Source organism: Bradyrhizobium sp. WBOS08 (genome assembly GCF_024585125.1).
GTDB classification, from domain to species: Bacteria; Pseudomonadota; Alphaproteobacteria; order Rhizobiales; family Xanthobacteraceae; genus Bradyrhizobium; species Bradyrhizobium japonicum_B.
The window spans coordinates 2846715-2863422 of record NZ_CP028988.1; the positions used below are offsets into that span (position 1 = coordinate 2846715).

At 65.3% G+C, this 16708-nt stretch carries 14 protein-coding genes; 5 read left to right on the top strand and 9 right to left on the bottom strand.

What is annotated here, in order from left to right; all coding sequences use genetic code 11:
• Positions 1-87: 87 nt before the first annotated feature.
• A complete protein-coding gene (locus tag DCM80_RS13535; protein ID WP_257197411.1) occupies positions 88-975 on the top strand; it encodes a ParB/RepB/Spo0J family partition protein in 888 nt (295 codons plus the stop codon).
• A gap of 155 nt (positions 976-1130) precedes the next feature.
• Here DCM80_RS13535 and holA read toward each other — a convergent pair whose 3' ends face one another.
• The 3 genes from holA to leuS all read right to left on the bottom strand — a co-directional run bounded on the left by holA (position 1131) and on the right by leuS (position 5461).
• Positions 1131-2159, bottom strand: coding sequence for a DNA polymerase III subunit delta (holA, locus tag DCM80_RS13540; RefSeq protein WP_257197939.1), 1029 nt, complete (start codon positions 2157-2159; stop codon positions 1131-1133).
• A gap of 127 nt (positions 2160-2286) precedes the next feature.
• Positions 2287-2838 (bottom strand): LPS assembly lipoprotein LptE, encoded by a 552-nt coding sequence (gene lptE, locus DCM80_RS13545; protein ID WP_028133435.1) that lies wholly within the window; start codon positions 2836-2838, stop codon positions 2287-2289.
• On the bottom strand, positions 2825-5461 hold the full coding sequence (gene leuS / locus DCM80_RS13550; protein ID WP_257197413.1) for a leucine--tRNA ligase: 2637 nt from the start codon (positions 5459-5461) through the stop codon (positions 2825-2827). The genes lptE and leuS overlap by 14 nt, the downstream gene beginning before the upstream one ends.
• A gap of 191 nt (positions 5462-5652) precedes the next feature.
• Between leuS and DCM80_RS13555 the strand changes: the two genes are divergently transcribed.
• The gene (locus DCM80_RS13555) at positions 5653-6699 is read left to right on the top strand and encodes a GGDEF domain-containing protein (RefSeq protein ID WP_257197414.1); all 1047 of its coding nucleotides are present in this window, start codon (positions 5653-5655) and stop codon (positions 6697-6699) included.
• Positions 6700-6765: 66 nt separating this feature from the next.
• On the opposite strand, the gene DCM80_RS13560 is transcribed toward DCM80_RS13555, so the two are convergent.
• Positions 6766-8469, bottom strand: coding sequence for a diguanylate cyclase domain-containing protein (locus tag DCM80_RS13560; RefSeq protein WP_257197415.1), 1704 nt, complete (start codon positions 8467-8469; stop codon positions 6766-6768).
• A 108-nt stretch (positions 8470-8577) separates the two neighbouring features.
• On the opposite strand from DCM80_RS13560, the gene DCM80_RS13565 reads away from it, so the two are divergent.
• A complete protein-coding gene (locus DCM80_RS13565) occupies positions 8578-9267 on the top strand; it encodes a YggS family pyridoxal phosphate-dependent enzyme (RefSeq protein WP_257197416.1) in 690 nt (229 codons plus the stop codon).
• Positions 9268-9432: 165 nt separating this feature from the next.
• On the opposite strand, the gene DCM80_RS13570 is transcribed toward DCM80_RS13565, so the two are convergent.
• Positions 9433-10218 (bottom strand): 2-keto-4-pentenoate hydratase, encoded by a 786-nt coding sequence (locus tag DCM80_RS13570; protein WP_257197417.1) that lies wholly within the window; start codon positions 10216-10218, stop codon positions 9433-9435.
• 5 nt (positions 10219-10223) lie between these two features.
• Positions 10224-10760 (bottom strand): L,D-transpeptidase, encoded by a 537-nt coding sequence (locus tag DCM80_RS13575; RefSeq protein ID WP_257197418.1) that lies wholly within the window; start codon positions 10758-10760, stop codon positions 10224-10226.
• 236 nt (positions 10761-10996) lie between these two features.
• On the opposite strand from DCM80_RS13575, the gene DCM80_RS13580 reads away from it, so the two are divergent.
• Together DCM80_RS13580 and DCM80_RS13585 are read left to right on the top strand one after the other, a co-directional pair.
• Positions 10997-11683, top strand: a complete 687-nt coding sequence (locus tag DCM80_RS13580; RefSeq protein WP_007598630.1) for a response regulator transcription factor — start codon at positions 10997-10999, stop codon at positions 11681-11683.
• A 58-nt stretch (positions 11684-11741) separates the two neighbouring features.
• On the top strand, positions 11742-12185 hold the full coding sequence (locus tag DCM80_RS13585; protein ID WP_028133428.1) for a cyclic nucleotide-binding domain-containing protein: 444 nt from the start codon (positions 11742-11744) through the stop codon (positions 12183-12185).
• A gap of 121 nt (positions 12186-12306) precedes the next feature.
• On the opposite strand, the gene xth is transcribed toward DCM80_RS13585, so the two are convergent.
• From xth to DCM80_RS13600, 3 genes are all read right to left on the bottom strand, one after another.
• Positions 12307-13122 (bottom strand): exodeoxyribonuclease III, encoded by an 816-nt coding sequence (gene xth / locus DCM80_RS13590; protein WP_257197419.1) that lies wholly within the window; start codon positions 13120-13122, stop codon positions 12307-12309.
• A 194-nt stretch (positions 13123-13316) separates the two neighbouring features.
• On the bottom strand, positions 13317-14078 hold the full coding sequence (locus DCM80_RS13595; protein WP_028133426.1) for an outer membrane lipoprotein carrier protein LolA: 762 nt from the start codon (positions 14076-14078) through the stop codon (positions 13317-13319).
• 150 nt (positions 14079-14228) lie between these two features.
• The gene (locus tag DCM80_RS13600; protein ID WP_257197420.1) at positions 14229-16703 is read right to left on the bottom strand and encodes a DNA translocase FtsK; all 2475 of its coding nucleotides are present in this window, start codon (positions 16701-16703) and stop codon (positions 14229-14231) included.
• Positions 16704-16708 lie beyond the last annotated feature (5 nt).

Below are 16708 nucleotides of genomic sequence, written 5' to 3' on the forward strand. Positions count from 1 at the left end.
AGAGGAGGTGGGTTACGCTTCGCTAACCCACCCTACGTTCGAAATTCAGTTCTGGAGTGCTGCACCGTGAATCCAAGGGAGCTGGCGATGGCCGATGAAGCGCGTTCGCGACTGGGCCGGGGACTTGCAAGTCTGATCGGTGACGTCGGCGGCGAGGCTCAGCATGTCGACCGTCCGCGCGCGCAGCGCAAGGTGCCGATCGAATTCATCAAGGCCAATCCGCGCAATCCGCGCCGCACCTTTGCGGACGCCGAGCTGAAGGAGCTCAGCGAATCCATCAAGCAGCATGGCGTGATCCAGCCGATCGTGGTGCGCCCGGTGAAGGGCGCGCAGGACCGCTACGAGATCATCGCCGGCGAGCGGCGCTGGCGCGCTTCGCAGATGGCCGGCCTGCACGAGGTGCCGATCGTCCCGGTCGACATCAGCGACAGCGATGCGCTGGAGTTCGCAATCGTCGAGAACGTGCAGCGCGAGGACCTCAACCCGATGGAGGAAGCGCAGGGCTATCACGCGCTTGCCAACGAGTTCAAACGCAGCCAGGAGGAGATCGCGAAGGTCGTCGGCAAGAGCCGCAGCCACGTCGCCAACATGATGCGGCTGACCAGGCTGCCGGCCGAGGTGCAGGCTTTCATCGCGACCGGTGAGCTGACCGCCGGTCATGCCCGTGCGTTGATCGGCGTGCCCGATCCGCTCGCCGCCGCCAAGCGCATCGTCGAGGAGGGCCTCAACGTCCGCCAGGCCGAAGCGCTGGCGCATGAAGAGGGCGTGCCGGAGCGCAAGCCGCAAAAGGCGCGCGCGACCGGGGGGAAGGAGAAGGACCCCGATACGATCGACCTGGAGAAGCGCGTCAGCGATGCGCTCGGCCTCAAGGTCACTGTCAACCACCGCGACCCCGGCGGCTCGGTCCAGATCAACTATCGCAACCTCGATCAGCTCGACGAGGTGATGAAGCGGCTGGCCAAGGGCGCGCTGTAGGCCAGTCGCGTGTCCCGGACGCGCTGCAACGCGTCGCCTTGCTGCGCAGAGCCGGGACCCAAAGGCCGAGAATCAGATCGTAGAGGCATGGGCCCCGGCTCTGCAGCGCACCGCTAAGAAGCGCTGCGCTGCGTCCGGGGCACAAGAGCGGAGGCCTAACCCCGCCGCTTCGCGTTCGCGGCGATCGCCATCAGCGTGCGCTGGGCGATGGCGGCGGCGAGCGTCGATTGCTTGCGGGTGTCGAGCGCCGCGGTCGCGAGCTGCTCGATCACGGCGGCGAGCTTCGTCACGCTGAAATTGCGCAGCGCCGTTTCGACCGCGGGCTTTCGTGAGAAATGCAGGCGCGGAAAGCCGCCATCGAGCACGGCGGAGGTGGGCTGGCCGTCGGCGATGGCGAGCGCGGATTTGTGCAGCCATGCCGCCTGGCGCTGCGCGGCGGAGATGATCACGCCGGGATAGGTGCCCGCGATCATGGCTTTTGCGAACTCGGTCTCGACGATGTCGGGCCGCCCGGCAAAGGCGCCGTCGACGATCGGGTCGAGCTTCAGCTCGGAGGCGTCGGCGACCACGGCCATCACGTCGTCCAGCGTGACCTCGCCCTTGCCGTGGGCATAGAGGGTGAGCTTGCGCAGCTCGTTGCGCGAGGCCTGGCGGTCGCCGCCGAGGAACGACATCAGCGCCGCGCGGGCGTCCTGCGCGATACGCAGATTCGCGATGCGCAGCTCGTCGTCCATCAGCTTGGCGAGGTCGCGCTCGGTGTCGGGATAGCAGCCGATCGCCACAGCGGTCTTGGCGCGCTCGCAGGCCTTGCGCAGCGGCGATTCCGGCCGGAGCTCGCCGGCCTCGATCACGATGCGGCAATCCTTCACGTTCATCTCGGCCAGGGTGTCGATGCCGCCGGCAAAGCTGCGCGAGCCGGCGCGAACGCGAATGGCGCGGCGGCCGCCGAACAGCGGCACCGTCATCGCCTCGTCGACAAGGCGGGAGGGTTCGGCGGAAAGCTCGTCGCCATCGAGCCTGACCAGCGAGAACGGATCGTTGGGATCATCGACCGCCGATGCGATCAACGCATCGGCGCGCTCGCGCACGAGGCCGGCGTCGGGACCGTAGAGCAGGATGATCGGACGGCCCGCATCGGGGCGGGCCAGGAAACTGTCGATCTCTTTTCCGCGCAGCGCGACCATGGTCCAGATCGTCATTCCGGGCGCGCACAGCGCGAACCCGGAATCCAGAGGTTTGGGATCGAGATTCTCGGGTGCGCAATTGCGCACCAAAGTTCACGCTTCGCGTGCCCCGAATGACGCAAGGGTATTACGTGCCCGCGGTAAAGAACGAGGCGAGCCGGGTCGTGATGTTCTCGGCAATCTCGTTGGCGGCACGGTCCTCCGCATCGCGCACGGCGCGGGTGCGGGAGAAGCGCTGATAGGACCCCGGCATATCATAGGACACGCGCGAGAAGGTCGAGCCTGATACGACGGACTTGCCGGTTACGACGTCGACCAGATTGTACTGGGCGTCGATGCCGAGATTTTCGCTGGTCGGCAATCCCGTCATGGTGCTGACAATCAGCGAGGAGCGGCTGGTGGTGAAGCGGATGTCCAGCCGGTGGGTCGGCGGCATGCCCGTCGCCGAGCCGTAGAGCTTGAAGGCGAGCGCGTTGCGGATCTCGACGCCGACGCGGGCCTCGCGAGAGGCATTGGGCTTGATGATCGGCGGCAGCTCGATGCCCATCAGCTTCTCGCGCAGGCCGGGGGTGCCGTCATTTCGTTCGGCATACATCGGCTGGAAGCAGCCGGCCGTCAACGCGGCCAGGGCGGCGACCGCCAGCAAGCGGGCTGCGATGCGGATCCTAGCCGACAACATTTACGATCCTCTTGGGGACGATGATCACCTTGCGGACGGGCTTGCCGTCCAGGGCCAGCTTTACCGCATCGAGGGCCAAAACGGCAGCCTCGATTTCCGGATTCTGGGCCGCTGTTGCAACTGTGACCTCACCCCGCTTCTTGCCATTGACCTGGACCACCAGGGTCACGCTGTCCTCAACCAGCAAATCGCGTTCGATTTGGGGCCAATTGGCCTCCGAAACCAGCCCGCTCTGGCCCAGAACCTGCCAGCACTCCTCGGCGAGGTGCGGCATCATCGGGGAGAACAGCTGGACCAGGATCTGGCCGGCTTCCCGGATCGCCCAAGCCAGGTCAGGAGCGAGGTCAGCGGACGGTTGCCCGGGGCGCTGCAGGATCTCCGAGAAGGTATTGGCGAATTCGCGGATATGGGCGAGGCAGACGTTGAAGTGCAGCCGCTCGACGCCTGACGTGACCTTGTCCAGCGCACCATGGGCGGCCTTGCGCAAGAGGGTGGCGTCCGGGCCGAAGCTGGCCGGCCGGGCCGTCGGCGCACCCTTGCCGAGTTCGACGGAATCGTTCACCAGCCGCCACAGCCGCTGCACGAAGCGCGAGGCGCCCTGGACGCGCTCGTCGCTCCAGATCACATCGCGGTCGGGCGGGGAGTCCGACAGCATGAACCAGCGAGCCACGTCGGCGCCGTAGGTCTCGATGATGTCGTCGGGGTCGACCGTGTTCTTCTTCGACTTCGACATCTTCTCGATCGGGCCGATCGTGATGTCCTCGCCCGTGCTGAGCAGGGTCGCGCGGCGCCCATTGCCGCCAACCTCGACCCTCACGTCGGCCGGCTGCACATAGGTACCGTCGGCCTTCTGGTAGGTCTCGTGCACCACCATGCCTTGCGTGAACATGCCGGCGAACGGCTCGTCCAGCGCGATGTGCCCGGTCGCCTTCATGGCACGGGTGAAGAAGCGGCTGTAGAGCAGATGCAGGATGGCGTGCTCGACGCCGCCGATATACTGGTCGACCGGCAGCATCCGGTTGGCGACCGCAGGCGTGGTCGGCGCGTTCTCGTTCCAGGGATCGGTGAAGCGCGCAAAATACCAGGACGAATCCACGAAGGTGTCCATGGTGTCGGTTTCGCGCTGGGCTTTGCCGCCGCATTTGGGGCAGGTGACGTGCTTCCAGGTCGGGTGGTGATCGAGCGCGTTGCCCGGCTTGTCGAAGCTCACATCCTCCGGCAGCACCACCGGCAGATCGGCATCCGGCACAGGCACCACGTCGCACTTGGGACAGTGGATGACGGGGATCGGGCAGCCCCAATAACGCTGGCGCGAGATGCCCCAGTCGCGCAGGCGGAAATTGACCTGGCGCTCGCCGACCGGCGCGTTGCCGCGCAGCTCGCCCTCCAACCGCTTTGCGACCTCCTCCTTCGCTGCATCGATCGTCATGCCGTCGAGGAAGCGCGAATTGATCATGCGGCCGTCGCCGTCATAGGCGGTGTCGGTGATGACGAACGATTTCGGGTCCTGGCCCTCCGGACACACTACGGGCGTGTTGCCGAGACTGTACTTGTTGACGAAATCGAGGTCGCGCTGGTCGTGCGCCGGGCAGCCGAAGATGGCGCCGGTGCCGTATTCCATCAGCACGAAATTGGCGACATAGACCGGCAGCTTCCAGGAGGGATCGAACGGATGCACCGCGCGGATACCGGTGTCGTATCCCTGCTTCTCCGCGGTGTCGATGATCGACTGTGCCGTGCCGATTTTCTTGATGTCGGAGATGAACTCCGCGAGTTCAGGGTTTTTCGCAGCCGCCGCCTGCGCCAGCGGATGATCCGCCGAGATCGCCATGAATTTTGCGCCGAACAGCGTGTCGGGGCGCGTGGTGAAGATCTTCAGCTCGGTCTCGCCGGCGGGCGTCGTCGCCGCGTCCAGCGCGAAACGGATCAAGAGGCCCTCGGAACGGCCGATCCAGTTGCGCTGCATCAGACGCACCTTGTCGGGCCAGCGGTCCAGCCCATCCAGTGCCGACAGCAGTTCCTGCGAGTACTTCGTGATCTTGAAGACCCACTGGCTCATCTCGCGCTGCTCGACGATCGCACCTGAGCGCCAGCCGCGGCCATCGATGACCTGCTCGTTGGCAAGCACGGTCATGTCGACCGGATCCCAGTTCAGCTTGCGCTTCTCGCGCTCGGCGAGGCCGGCGGCGAGCATGTCCAGAAACATCTTCTGCTGATGCTTGTAATAGCTGGGGTCACAGGTCGCGAATTCGCGGCTCCAGTCCAGCGACAGCCCGATCGAGCGGAGCTGCTTCTTCATCGCGGCGATGTTGTCGTAGGTCCAGGCCTTGGGCGCGACCTTGCGTTCGATCGCGGCATTCTCGGCCGGCAGCCCGAACGCGTCCCAACCCATCGGGTGCAGCACGTTGAACCCCTTGGCGCGCATGAAGCGGGCCAGCACGTCACCGAGCGTGTAATTCCGGACATGCCCGATATGGATGCGCCCGGACGGGTAGGGGAACATCTCGAGCACATAATATTTCGGCCGCGAATCATCGTTCTTGGAGACGAAGATCGCCTGCTCGTCCCAGAGGCGTTGCCAGCGCGGTTCGGCGTCGCGGGCGTTGTAGCGTTCGGAGGTCATGGAATCGTTGGGGTTTTTGTGGGTCCGGCCGTCTCAAGACGGCGGACTAGGCCATAGAAGACCTCGGGGGGTCAATGGGTTGCCGCGATCTGGAACTTTGTCCGCTCCTCCGCATAACTACGAGGGCCGATGTTGGGACGCGATTAAGGGCTCGATGCCAATTTGCGGCCTGACAGGACCGCATGACAGCGATGGATTCAAGCTTCGACGATCCCGATTACGACTATGCCGCCTCCATCGCCGGACGGGCGATGCGCAGCATGGCCGAACAGCGGATCGCGCCGACGCCGGCTAATTTTGCGGTCTGGTACCAATATTTCGCGGGTAGCCACGAAGATCTGCGCAACGCGATCGATCTTTTGATCGACCACAATCGTCCGTTCGACGCCCGAACCAATCAGGACCTGTTCGAGACCTATGTCGCACCCCAGGTGAGCGCCATCGCCGTCGACACCTCCGAGCGGCTGCATGGGCTGATGGGTACGGCGAGGGAATTCCTGTCGACCGCAATTGCTGACAACCATTCGCAGATGCGGGTCATCAGCGAGGTGGCAGACCAGGGCAAGGCCGGCGTCGATCCGAAGGCGCTGGTCGCCCAGCTCATGAACGAGCTGGCCCGGGCCGCCACGAAGGCGACCCAGCTCGAGGCCGGCTTTGCCGAGAAGACCCGCGAGCTCGACCAAATCAGGGATTCGCTCACGAGGTCCGAGCAGCGCGCGCGGACCGACACGCTGACGGGCCTCGCCAATCGGCGGGCGCTCGACGAATTCCTGCGCAAGGCGCAGGCGACTGCGGATTGGGGCGAGCCGCTCAGCGTGCTGATGCTCGACATCGACCACTTCAAGTCTTTCAACGACAATTTCGGCCACGGCGTCGGCGACCAGGTGCTGCGCCTGATGGCGAAGGTGTTGCGCGAGAAGGTTCGCCCGCAGGATCTGCCGGCCCGCTACGGCGGCGAGGAGCTGATCGCGGTACTGCCGGCCGCCGATCTCGCCGATTGCGCCGAGATCGCCGAGCGCATCAGGCGCGCGCTCGCCGAATGCACGATCACGCGCCGCTCGACCGGCGAGACCCTGCCCAATATCAGCGTGTCGATCGGCGTGGCGCAATACCGGCCCGGCGAAGCGATCACCGATCTCATCGAGCGCTGCGACCGCGCGCTCTATCTCGCCAAGGGCAGCGGCCGCAACCGCGTGGTGACGGAAGCCGAGCTCGATCGCAGGGGCGCTGCAGGCTAGGTGCGGGCGAGACGATGACGGTCGCTCCCTCTCCCCGCAAGCGGGGCGAGGTGAAGCAACGGCCCGCTAGGCGCTGGCCGCCATCATCATGTCAGGCGTGCCGCTCTCGATGGCCTGGATGCCGTGCTCGACGACATTGTTGCGGCCGCGGTGCTTGGCGGCATAGAGCGCGGCGTCGGCGGCTTCGATCAGGTCGCCGGGACGCAGGCTTTCGTTCGGCTTTGTCGCGGCAACGCCGATAGAGACGGTGACGATCATATGGGCCGAGGTGATGTGCGGCAGACACAGCTTCAGCACCGTCGCGCGCACCTGCTCGCCGATCGCCACGGCGCGAGCCACATCGGTGTTCGGCAGCAACAGGCAGAATTCCTCGCCGCCATAGCGCGCTGCGAACCCCATCGTGTCGGCGGCGATGCCGGACAGCGATTCGCCGAGCCTGGTCAGGCAGGAATCGCCTTCGAGATGACCATAGGTGTCGTTGAACAGCTTGAAATGATCGACGTCGATCATCAGCAGCGCAAGGTCGCTGCCATATTGCTGCGCGCGCATCCATTCGAAGTCGAGCCGGCTCTGGAAGCCGCGGCGGTTGGCGAGGCCGGATAGCATGTCGATCGAAGCCATCACGGTCAGCCGGTCGTTGCTCGCGATCAGCTCGCGTTCGCGCTGGCTCAGTTGCGCGGCCATCGCGTTGAAGGCGCGGGCCAGCGGCACGAACTCGGCCGGCAGGTGATTGCGCGCCGCGCGGGCCGACAGATCGCCCTCGCCGAGGCGCTTGGCCATGTCGACCAGCATCTCGATCGGCTTGATGACGAGCTTTTCGGCAGCGATCAGCGCGCCGAGCAGGACGAACACGACGACGAAAGCGAGCTGGAGATAGGCGGTGCGGATGTCGCGGCTGACCGCCGCGGAGACCTTGTCTTCGTCGATGCTGGCGATCAGACGGGCGTTGGTGCCGGCGATGCGGATGTAGCTGACCGCGCGGCGTGAGCCGTCGGCGGCGAGGAAGGACAGTGAGCCCTCGTCCTGGTTCGACCGCAGCGCCCGGTCGGCGATGGCCGCCATCAGCGGCATGCTGTCGAGGGGACGGCCGATCACGCCGTGCTGATCGGCCGGAGCGGCCAGCACGGTGCCTGCGCTGTCGACCAGCACGGCGGTGATGCCGGCGCGGCTGCCGAGGTTGTTCATCACCTTCGACATCCAGTCGAGGTTGACCGTGGCGAGCACGACGGCGTCGGCGACACCGCTGAACACGGACACCGGGTAGACCGCCATGACGGTCGGCGTCTGGACCGGCCGCGACAGGATGAAATCGCTCAAGACGAAGCGGCCGCTCTCCTGGGCCTGCTGAAAGTAAGGCCGGTCGCTGAGGTCGAGGCCGACATAGGTGTTGTTGGTGGCGCATTGGATGCGTCCGTCCTGGCCCGCGATCATGAGCGTGCGGATCCACGGCAGATTCGACGGCAGGCTTGCGCGCAGCACGTCGCAGCTCTTGCTGATGCCGCCGGCGGAGGCGCGAATGAAAGCTTCCGCTTTCAGGATGGTCTCGACCGAGGAGATCACCTCGCGTTGCGCGTCGGCGCTATGTCTTGCGATGGTGGTGAATTCAACCGTGGCCTGCGCGATCTGCCGCACGCGGGTGTCTTCGAGCGAGCGGATCCGCTCGAACATCAAGGGTGCCACCAGGATCACCGCGAGCAGCGCGAGCCGCGCCCGGATTCCGAGAACCCGCTTGAGTTTCGCTCGCTTGCGGTTGAGACTAATGCTTGTCATCTTCGTTACCCACCCCGCCGGGCAAGGTAAAGCGAAGGGTTCAAAAACTCTTTCTTGAACTCGGTAAAATTGGACTTACCTCGGTTAGAACCATAGCCAATCGACGTCATGACAGAAGCCAACGCCGCGCCGGTAACCGGCCATTCACCAAACGCGCTCGCCGCGGTCGAAGCCGAAATCGCCCGCGCCTGCAAGGATGCGCGGCGCGATCGCGCCTCCGTGACGCTGATTGCCGTGTCGAAGACTTTCGCCGCGGATGCCATTGTCCCGGTCATCGAGGCCGGACAGCGTGTATTCGGCGAGAATCGGGTGCAGGAGGCCAAAGGCAAGTGGCCCGCATTAACGTCTGTTTACCCCGGCATCGCGCTGCATCTGATCGGACCGCTGCAATCCAACAAGGCGAAAGAGGCGGTCGCGTTGTTCGATGCCATCCACTCGGTGGACCGTCCGAGCATTTGCCAAGCGTTAGCCAAGGAAATCGAATCCCAGAACAAGCACCCGCAGCTCTTCGTCCAGATCAACACCGGCGAAGAGCCGCAGAAGGCCGGCGTCGCGCCGGGCGAGGCCGACGCCTTCCTCGCCAGCTGCCGCGACACCTATGGGCTGACGATCTCCGGGTTGATGTGCATCCCGCCGGTCGACGAACCACCGGCGGCGCATTTCGCACTGACCGCCAAGATCGCCGCGCGCAACGGATTGACGAATCTCTCGATGGGCATGAGCGCGGATTTTGCGACCGCGATCATGCTGGGTGCCACTCATGTGCGGGTCGGGAGCGCGATCTTCGGGCATCGGTGAGAGTCGTTGGCGAGGGCCGTGCCCCAACCGAGTCCTTGAGTTCGTCATTGCGAGCGTAGCGAAGCAATCCAGAATCCCACCGCAGAGAGACTCTGGATTGCTTCGTCGCAAGAGCTCCTCGCAATGACGTGGAGAGGGATGGGCGCGCGATGACGGCCGAGCTGACTACACGAACCCCACCGACACCTTGCCCAGCACCCCGAAGTCCACGGCAAGATGATCGCCGGCCGCGATCGGCAGCGGCGGATGGCAGGTGCCTGTGGTCACCACCTGCCCTGCCCGCAAGGTGATGCCGAGTCCGGAGAGCTCATTGGCAAGCCAGGCCAGTGCGGCGCGGGGATCGCCGAGCACGTTCCTGCCGTGGCCGACATAGCGCTCGCCGCGCAACGTGATCGTCGGCCGCTCCTCGACGAGATCCATCGCACGCCAATCTGCAGGCGTCGCCGCGCCGAGCACGAATAAATGCGCGCAGGCATTGTCGGCGATCAGCTGCGCCTCGCCGGCTCGGACGAAATCGGCAAAGCGCGAGTCCGGAATCTCGATCGCGGGATGGAAGCTGTCGACGGCCGCCAGCACCTCGTCGATCGTATACGACGATGCGCGCGGGGGCAGATCGCGTCCCATCCGGAAGGCGAATTCAGGCTCGCCGACGCGCATCTCGTTGCCTTTCATCGACGCGGTCCCGCCGTCGGCAATGACCGTGTCGCTCATGATGCGGCCGGCCAGCGGTCCCGTGACATTGATGTGCTTCTGTCCTGATATGCTGGTGGCGGCGATCTTCCAGCCGAACAGCTGTCCAAGCGGCTGGGTTTCGAGCGCAGCCTGGATGGCGTAGCCCTCAGTGCGGCTTTGCGGCCGCAAATCCGCTTCCAGCGCGTCAAGCTTGGTGCCGTCGTGCCAATGCTGAACGAGCATGCGCGAAGCCGCCGCGATCTGATCCTTGTCGAGCATCTGTCTCACCCGATGATGATTCTCGTTCGCGGGCCCAGGCGCCGCAGCAATTGCAGCATCGCCGATTTCGTCATCGAGACGCAGCCCGCGGTCGGACCGAAATTGTCGCGGGCCAAGTGCAGGAATACCGCGCTGCCACGGCCGGCGATCCGTGGCCGCGTGTTGTGGTCGATTTCGACGATGAAGTCATAGAGATGGTCGGCGCGCTTGAGCCGGTCGCCGCCCTGCCCCTCGCCGAGCCGGATCCCCTGGTTGTAATGGCGGTCGCGGGGATCCTCGCACCAGGCGTCTTCGCCGGTGATGATCCGAGCCGGCAGGAAGCTCTGCGGGCGGCTGTGGCGGTCGCCCCGCCACCACAATCGCCGGGGGCGGAAGCTGCCTCTGGGGGTGCCGCCGTCGCCCTCGCGCTTGTTGGCGAGGATGCCGCCCCGCCCCAGCGCAACCGGGATGGTCAGCGATCCCGCCGTCAGCCAGCCTCGCCTGGGATTCCCGGCGGCAGGCTTAACGCGGATCGTTCGAAGCGGTCCGGCCCTTCGATTCATGGTGTAACCGACTGAAGCAGCTTTGTTTTTCATGTGAACGTGCAATGTCGAATTCATTACAGGACATTCATCAAATCGCCCTGCTATTCTGGGTTAGAGTGGTTCTGGCTTGTGAATCGGTGACAGCCCACTACTTCAACACGAACAACAATAACAACAGCGACCCCTAAACTTCCCCTCACGGCTGGGTGCGGCATGGATGCGCGCCGAGCCGGACCCCAAAAGGATGACCCCCTATGGCCAATGCCCGCAAGATCCTCATCGTGGATGACGATACCGATCTGCGCGATACGTTGGTGGAGCAATTATCGCTACACGAAGAATTCGAAGCCTCCGCCGTCGATACCGGCGCCAAGGGCGCGAGCGCCGCCAAGGCCAATGCCCCCGATCTCGTTCTGATGGATGTCGGCCTGCCCGACACCGACGGCCGTGAGGTGGTCCGCTCCTTGCGTAAGGGCGGCTTCAAGGCCCCGATCATCATGCTGACCGGGCACGACACCGATTCCGATACGATTTTGGGGCTGGAATCCGGCGCCAACGATTATGTGGCCAAGCCCTTCCGCTTCGCCGTCCTGCTGGCCCGCATCCGCGCCCAGCTCCGCCAGCACGAGGCCAGCGAGGACGCGGTGTTCTCGGTCGGCCCCTATTCCTTCCGTCCCGGCTCGAAAATGCTCACCGCGGCCAATGCGCGCAAGGTGCGGCTGACGGAGAAGGAAACCGCCATCCTCCGCTTCCTCTACCGGGCCGGCCAGATGCCGGTCTCGCGCGAGACCCTGCTCCAGGAGGTCTGGGGCTATAATTCCGGCGTCACCACCCACACGCTGGAGACCCACATCTACCGCCTGCGCCAGAAGATCGAGAAGGATGCCGCCAACCCGGAAATCCTGGTGACGGAAGCCGGTGGCTACAAGCTGGTGCCGTGATACGCTCGAAGGGCGTGCGAATCGTTTGAGATCGCATGCCCTTGAGCCTCGGATCTGAATGTCGATCGACGACGACGTAGCGCTTCTCGAGCGGGTCCCGACACTGCGCCTGTTGGGCGACGCCTCGTTGCGCATGCTGGCGATCGGCTCCGAGCAGCGCGACTTCGTCCGCGGCGACACCCTGTTCAATCTCGGCGATGACGCCGATGCCGGCTTCGTGGTCCAGCGCGGCGCCTTCCGGGTCGAGGACGGCGCCGGCGCCGAAATGATCGCCGGTCCCGGCGCGCTGATCGGCGAGCTCGCGCTGGTGGTGCCGATGAAGCGGCCGTCGAGCGCGATCGCGCTGGAGCATTCCTCCGTCATCCGCGTCGCCCGCAGCCTGTTCCAGCGCGTGCTGGAAAGCGACCCCGCCGCCGCCGTGCGCCTGCGCGACGAATTCGCGGTGCGCTCCAGCCAGATCGCCAGCGACATATTGATGGCGGGCGCGAAGCTGACGAGCTGAGCTCTCTCCGTCATTCCGGGGCGCGACGAAGTCGCGAGCCCGGAATCCATCGTGCGTCAGCGACGGTGGAGGAATGGATTCCGGGTTCGCGCTCCGCGCGCCCCGGAATGACAAGGGTGGATCACACCTCCAGCGTCACCGTCACGGGCACGTGGTCCGACGGCCGCTCCCAGCTCCGCGCATCGCGCAGGATCTTGAAATCGCTGACCGCGTCCTTCAACGCGCGCGAGACCCAGATGTGGTCGAGCCTGCGGCCGCGGTCGCCGACGGTCCAGTCGGGCGAGCGGTAGCTCCACCAGGTATAGACTTTCTCCGACATCGGAATGCGGTCGCGCGCGACGTCGACCCATTCGCCGGCTTCGAGCGCGGCCTTGAGCTTCTCGGTTTCCACCGGCGTATGCGAGACCACCTTCAGCAGTTGCTTGTGCGACCACACGTCGTTCTCGTGCGGGGCGACGTTGAGATCGCCGACCAGGATGTGGCGATCCTCCCCGCGCGGATGCAGCGGCTCGCACGCCTTCATCTCGTCGAGGAAGCGGAGCTTGTGGTCGAACTTCTCGTTCAGCGCGGGATCGGGGATGTCGCCGCCGGCGGGCACGTAGAAGTTATGCAGCACCAGCGGCTTTGCGATATTGGCCTTCTCGCCGAACGACACCGAGATATGGCGCGAATCCACCTTGTCGCAGAAGGTGCGGATGTCCTTCGAGTCGAACGGGATCTTCGAGACGATGGCGACGCCGTGATAGCCCTTCTGCCCGTTCAGCGCGACGTGCTCGTAGCCGAGCCGCTTGAAGCGCTTCAGCGGAAAGGCATCGTCGATGCACTTGGTCTCCTGCAGGCACAGCACGTCCGGCCGCGCGTTCTTGAGGAATTTCGCGACCAGATCGATGCGCAGCCGCACCGAATTGATGTTCCAGGTTGTCAGGGAAAGACGCATGAGGGATGCGTCTTAGCATGGATCGGCGCGGAGAAAATGCTTGTCCACAACGAGCTCTCGTAGGGTGGGCAAAGCGACTTGTCCGCCGTAGCTTGAAAAGCGAAGGCGGAAGCGTGCCCACGTGCCTGCCATGAGACGAGAGATGGTGGGCACGGCGCAAGCGCGCCTTTGCCCACCCTACGGCAACGGAGCGGTCAGCCCGGCGACGGCGTGCTGTAATTGGTGAAATCGATCTTGAACATGCTGGGATCGAGCTTCTTGCTCGAATCCAGATTGTAGACCGCGATCGTGGTGTCGTAGCCCTGCGGGTCGGTGACGGTCCACTGCTTGAGCTGGCCGTCCTTGGCGCCGAACATCAGCAGCAAGCGACTGGTGCCGACCAGCGCCTGCTTCTCCTCGATGGTGACGCTGACGAAGACGTCGTCGGCGGAGACGTTGACGACGTTGGTGTCCTTCATCAGGTCGATGCGGTCGGACAACAGGAAGCGCAGCGGCGTCTGCGACAGCGGATAGACGTCCTGCGTCGCGAGCTTGCGATCGCGCACCACCAGGGACGATCCGTCGGCGACGATGTCGATCGGGCTCGGCGCGTCGTATTCGAAGCGCACCTTGCCCGGCTTCTGAATGTAGAAATCGCCCTGCGTCTTGCTGCCGTCGGGGCCGACCTGGACGAAATTTCCGACCAGCGTCTGCAGCGACGACAGATAGGCGCTGACCTTGGCCGCCTGCGCCTTCTGGTTGGCATCGAAGGTCTGGAAGATGCTGCTCGGCACGTTGCGGCGCGGATCCGGGATCACCGGAACGGGTGGCGTCTGCGTCGCGCCGGTGACAGCGGGGCCACCGCCTCCGGACCCCGCACCGTCACGGCCCTTCGGCGCGGGTTTCGGCACCGGCACGGACTGCGCGAGCGACGTCGCGGTCATCATCGCGGCAGCGACGAGCAGCACGCCGGCCACGCGCGCGCTTCGCGCGGCGATATCGGCAGCGAATCGAATGTCCGGATGTCTGATCAACGCGTCGTCCTGTATGGCTAGGCGCCTTTTAGCGTGATTTCGGGCAAAAGCAGATATCGATTTTGCGTGAAATGATGTTTCGAGGCGACCGCCTCACATATGGCTGTCTTCTTCCTCGACCAGAATCTCGCGCTTGCCGGCGTGGTTGGCGGGTCCGACGATGCCTTCCAGTTCCATGCGCTCCATCAGCGATGCGGCGCGGTTGTAGCCGATTTGCAGGCGGCGCTGGATATAGCTGGTCGAGGCCTTGCGGTCGCGTTTGACGATCGCAACGGCCTGCTGGAACAGATCGCCGCCGCCGTCCGCGCCCATGCCGCTGGCGTCGAACACGGCACCGCCGTCCTCGTCCTCTGCAGGCTCTTCGGCGGTGACGGCCTCGAGATATTCCGGCTGCCCCTGCGTCTTGAGGTGACGCACCACCTTCTCGACTTCCTCGTCGGAGGCAAAGGGGCCGTGCACGCGGCTGATGCGGCCGCCGCCGGCCATGTAGAGCATGTCGCCTTGGCCGAGCAGCTGCTCGGCGCCCATCTCGCCCAGGATCGTGCGGCTGTCGATCTTGGACGTCACCTGGAAGGCGATGCGGGTCGGGAAGTTCGCCTTGATGGTGCCGGTGATGACGTCGACCGACGGACGCTGCGTCGCCAGGATCACGTGCAGGCCGGCGGCGCGCGCCATCTGCGCCAGGCGCTGCACCGCGCCTTCGATGTCCTTGCCGGCAACCATCATAAGGTCCGCCATTTCGTCGACGATGATCACGATGTAAGGCAGCGGGTCGAGCGAGAGCTTCTCTTCCTCGTAGATCGCCTTGCCGGTCTCCTTGTCGAAGCCGGTGTGCACCGTGCGCGTCGGCTCCTCGCCCTTGGCCTTCAGTTCGAGCAGGCGCGTGTTGTAGCCGTCGATGTTGCGCACACCGAGCTTGGCCATGTTCTTGTAGCGCTCTTCCATCTCGCGCACGGCCCATTTCAGCGCGACCACCGCCTTCTTCGGGTCGGTCACGACGGGCGTGAGCAGATGCGGAATGCCGTCATAGACGGAGAGCTCGAGCATCTTCGGATCGACCATGATCAGCCGGCACTGGTCCGGGCGCAGCCGGTAGACCAGGCTGAGGATCATGGTGTTGATGGCAACCGACTTGCCCGAGCCGGTGGTGCCGGCGATCAACATGTGCGGCGTGCGCGCGAGGTCGATGATGACGGGATCGCCGCCGATGGTCTTGCCGAGGCAGAGCGGCAGCTTGGCAACCGTATCGGCGGCCTCCTTCGCGACCAGCAGTTCGCGCAAATAGACCTTCTCGCGATGCGCGTTCGGCAACTCGATGCCGATGGCGTTGCGGCCCGGCACGACGGCGACGCGCGCCGACAGCGCGCTCATCGAACGCGCGATGTCGTCGGCAAGCCCGATCACGCGCGACGATTTGATGCCGGGCGCGGGCTCCAGCTCGTACAGCGTGACGACGGGGCCCGGATTGGCTTTGACGATCTCGCCGCGCACGCCGAAATCCTGCAGCACGCCTTCGAGCGAGCGCGAATTGGTCTCCAGCTCGGCCTTGCTGAGCGGCTGGCGATCGCCGGCCTTCGGCGCGGCCAGCATGGAGACGGAGGGAAGGTCGAACTTGTCGGAGGATTTCTTGGCAGGAGCCTTCGGCGCAGCCTTCTTGCGCGGGGCACGCGCGACCGGCTCCTCCTCCTCTTCTTCTTCCTCGTCCTCGTGTTGATCCTCGTCGTCCTCGTCCTCGGATTGCGGCGAGATCGGGGGCGCCGCACGGCCGCCGCCGAGATTCGGCTCCTGGCGGCTGAACGCCACGGCCTTGGTCTTCGGTGCGCTCGAGACCAGCGAGCGGTAGGCGGCACCACACAGCCAGATCAGCCGCGCCTTGGTGCTCATCAGCGCATGGAACAGCCAGCCCAGCGACACCGAACCGCGATCGCCCTCCTCGTCTTCGTCGAGCGGCTTGTCGTCGTCCTCGATCTCGCTGTGCTCCTCGTCGTGCTCACGGGCGCCAAGACCGCAGGCGATCAGGAAGGTCGTGGCCATTGCGGCGAACAGGATCGTGCCGAGCACGATGCGGTAGATCGTGCCGGCGGGCCCGAAAATCACCGCGGGCGCGCGCACCAGAGCGTCGCCGACCACCCCGCCGAGGCCGGTTGGCAGCGGCCACGCGCCGCCATGCGGCCAGCAGCTGACGAAGCCGGCCGCGAGCACCGCGCAGAGAACCCAGGAGCCGAGCCGCAGCGCTTCGCGGTCGAACGGGCGATGCGTCATCATGCGCCAGCCCCAGACCGCGACGGTCAGCACCAGCATGATGGCGCCGAGCCCGAGGATCTGCATCGCAAGATCGGCGCCGATCGCGCCGGCATAGCCGAGGATGTTGCGGATCGGCCGCGAGGTGGCGTGGCTGAGGCTGGGATCCTGCACCGACCAGGTCATCAGCGCGGCCGAGGCAACGCCCGCCAGCCCAATCAGGCCGAGGCCGGTCAGCTCACGCATGCGCCGCGCCAAACCCTCGCGGATCGATGGCGGCAGATGGCCGACCAGTGGAATGACGCGTTCGATTGCCGACATGCTCATGGGCC

What these genes read in the sequence shown, in the direction of transcription:
- DCM80_RS13565 (WP_257197416.1), top strand. Translation starts at nt 8,578, where the DNA reads ATGACAGAAGCCAACGCCGCGCCGGTAACCGGCCATTCACCAAACGCG.
- DCM80_RS13575 (WP_257197418.1), bottom strand. Translation starts at nt 10,760, where the DNA reads ATGAATCGAAGGGCCGGACCGCTTCGAACGATCCGCGTTAAGCCTGCC.
- DCM80_RS13580 (WP_007598630.1), top strand. Translation starts at nt 10,997, where the DNA reads ATGGCCAATGCCCGCAAGATCCTCATCGTGGATGACGATACCGATCTG.
- DCM80_RS13570 (WP_257197417.1), bottom strand. Translation starts at nt 10,218, where the DNA reads ATGCTCGACAAGGATCAGATCGCGGCGGCTTCGCGCATGCTCGTTCAG.
- lptE (WP_028133435.1), bottom strand. Translation starts at nt 2,838, where the DNA reads ATGTTGTCGGCTAGGATCCGCATCGCAGCCCGCTTGCTGGCGGTCGCC.
- leuS (WP_257197413.1), bottom strand. Translation starts at nt 5,461, where the DNA reads ATGACCTCCGAACGCTACAACGCCCGCGACGCCGAACCGCGCTGGCAA.
- DCM80_RS13560 (WP_257197415.1), bottom strand. Translation starts at nt 8,469, where the DNA reads ATGACAAGCATTAGTCTCAACCGCAAGCGAGCGAAACTCAAGCGGGTT.
- DCM80_RS13585 (WP_028133428.1), top strand. Translation starts at nt 11,742, where the DNA reads ATGTCGATCGACGACGACGTAGCGCTTCTCGAGCGGGTCCCGACACTG.
- holA (WP_257197939.1), bottom strand. Translation starts at nt 2,159, where the DNA reads ATGGTCGCGCTGCGCGGAAAAGAGATCGACAGTTTCCTGGCCCGCCCC.
- DCM80_RS13535 (WP_257197411.1), top strand. Translation starts at nt 88, where the DNA reads ATGGCCGATGAAGCGCGTTCGCGACTGGGCCGGGGACTTGCAAGTCTG.
- DCM80_RS13555 (WP_257197414.1), top strand. Translation starts at nt 5,653, where the DNA reads ATGGATTCAAGCTTCGACGATCCCGATTACGACTATGCCGCCTCCATC.
- DCM80_RS13600 (WP_257197420.1), bottom strand. Translation starts at nt 16,703, where the DNA reads ATGAGCATGTCGGCAATCGAACGCGTCATTCCACTGGTCGGCCATCTG.
- xth (WP_257197419.1), bottom strand. Translation starts at nt 13,122, where the DNA reads ATGCGTCTTTCCCTGACAACCTGGAACATCAATTCGGTGCGGCTGCGC.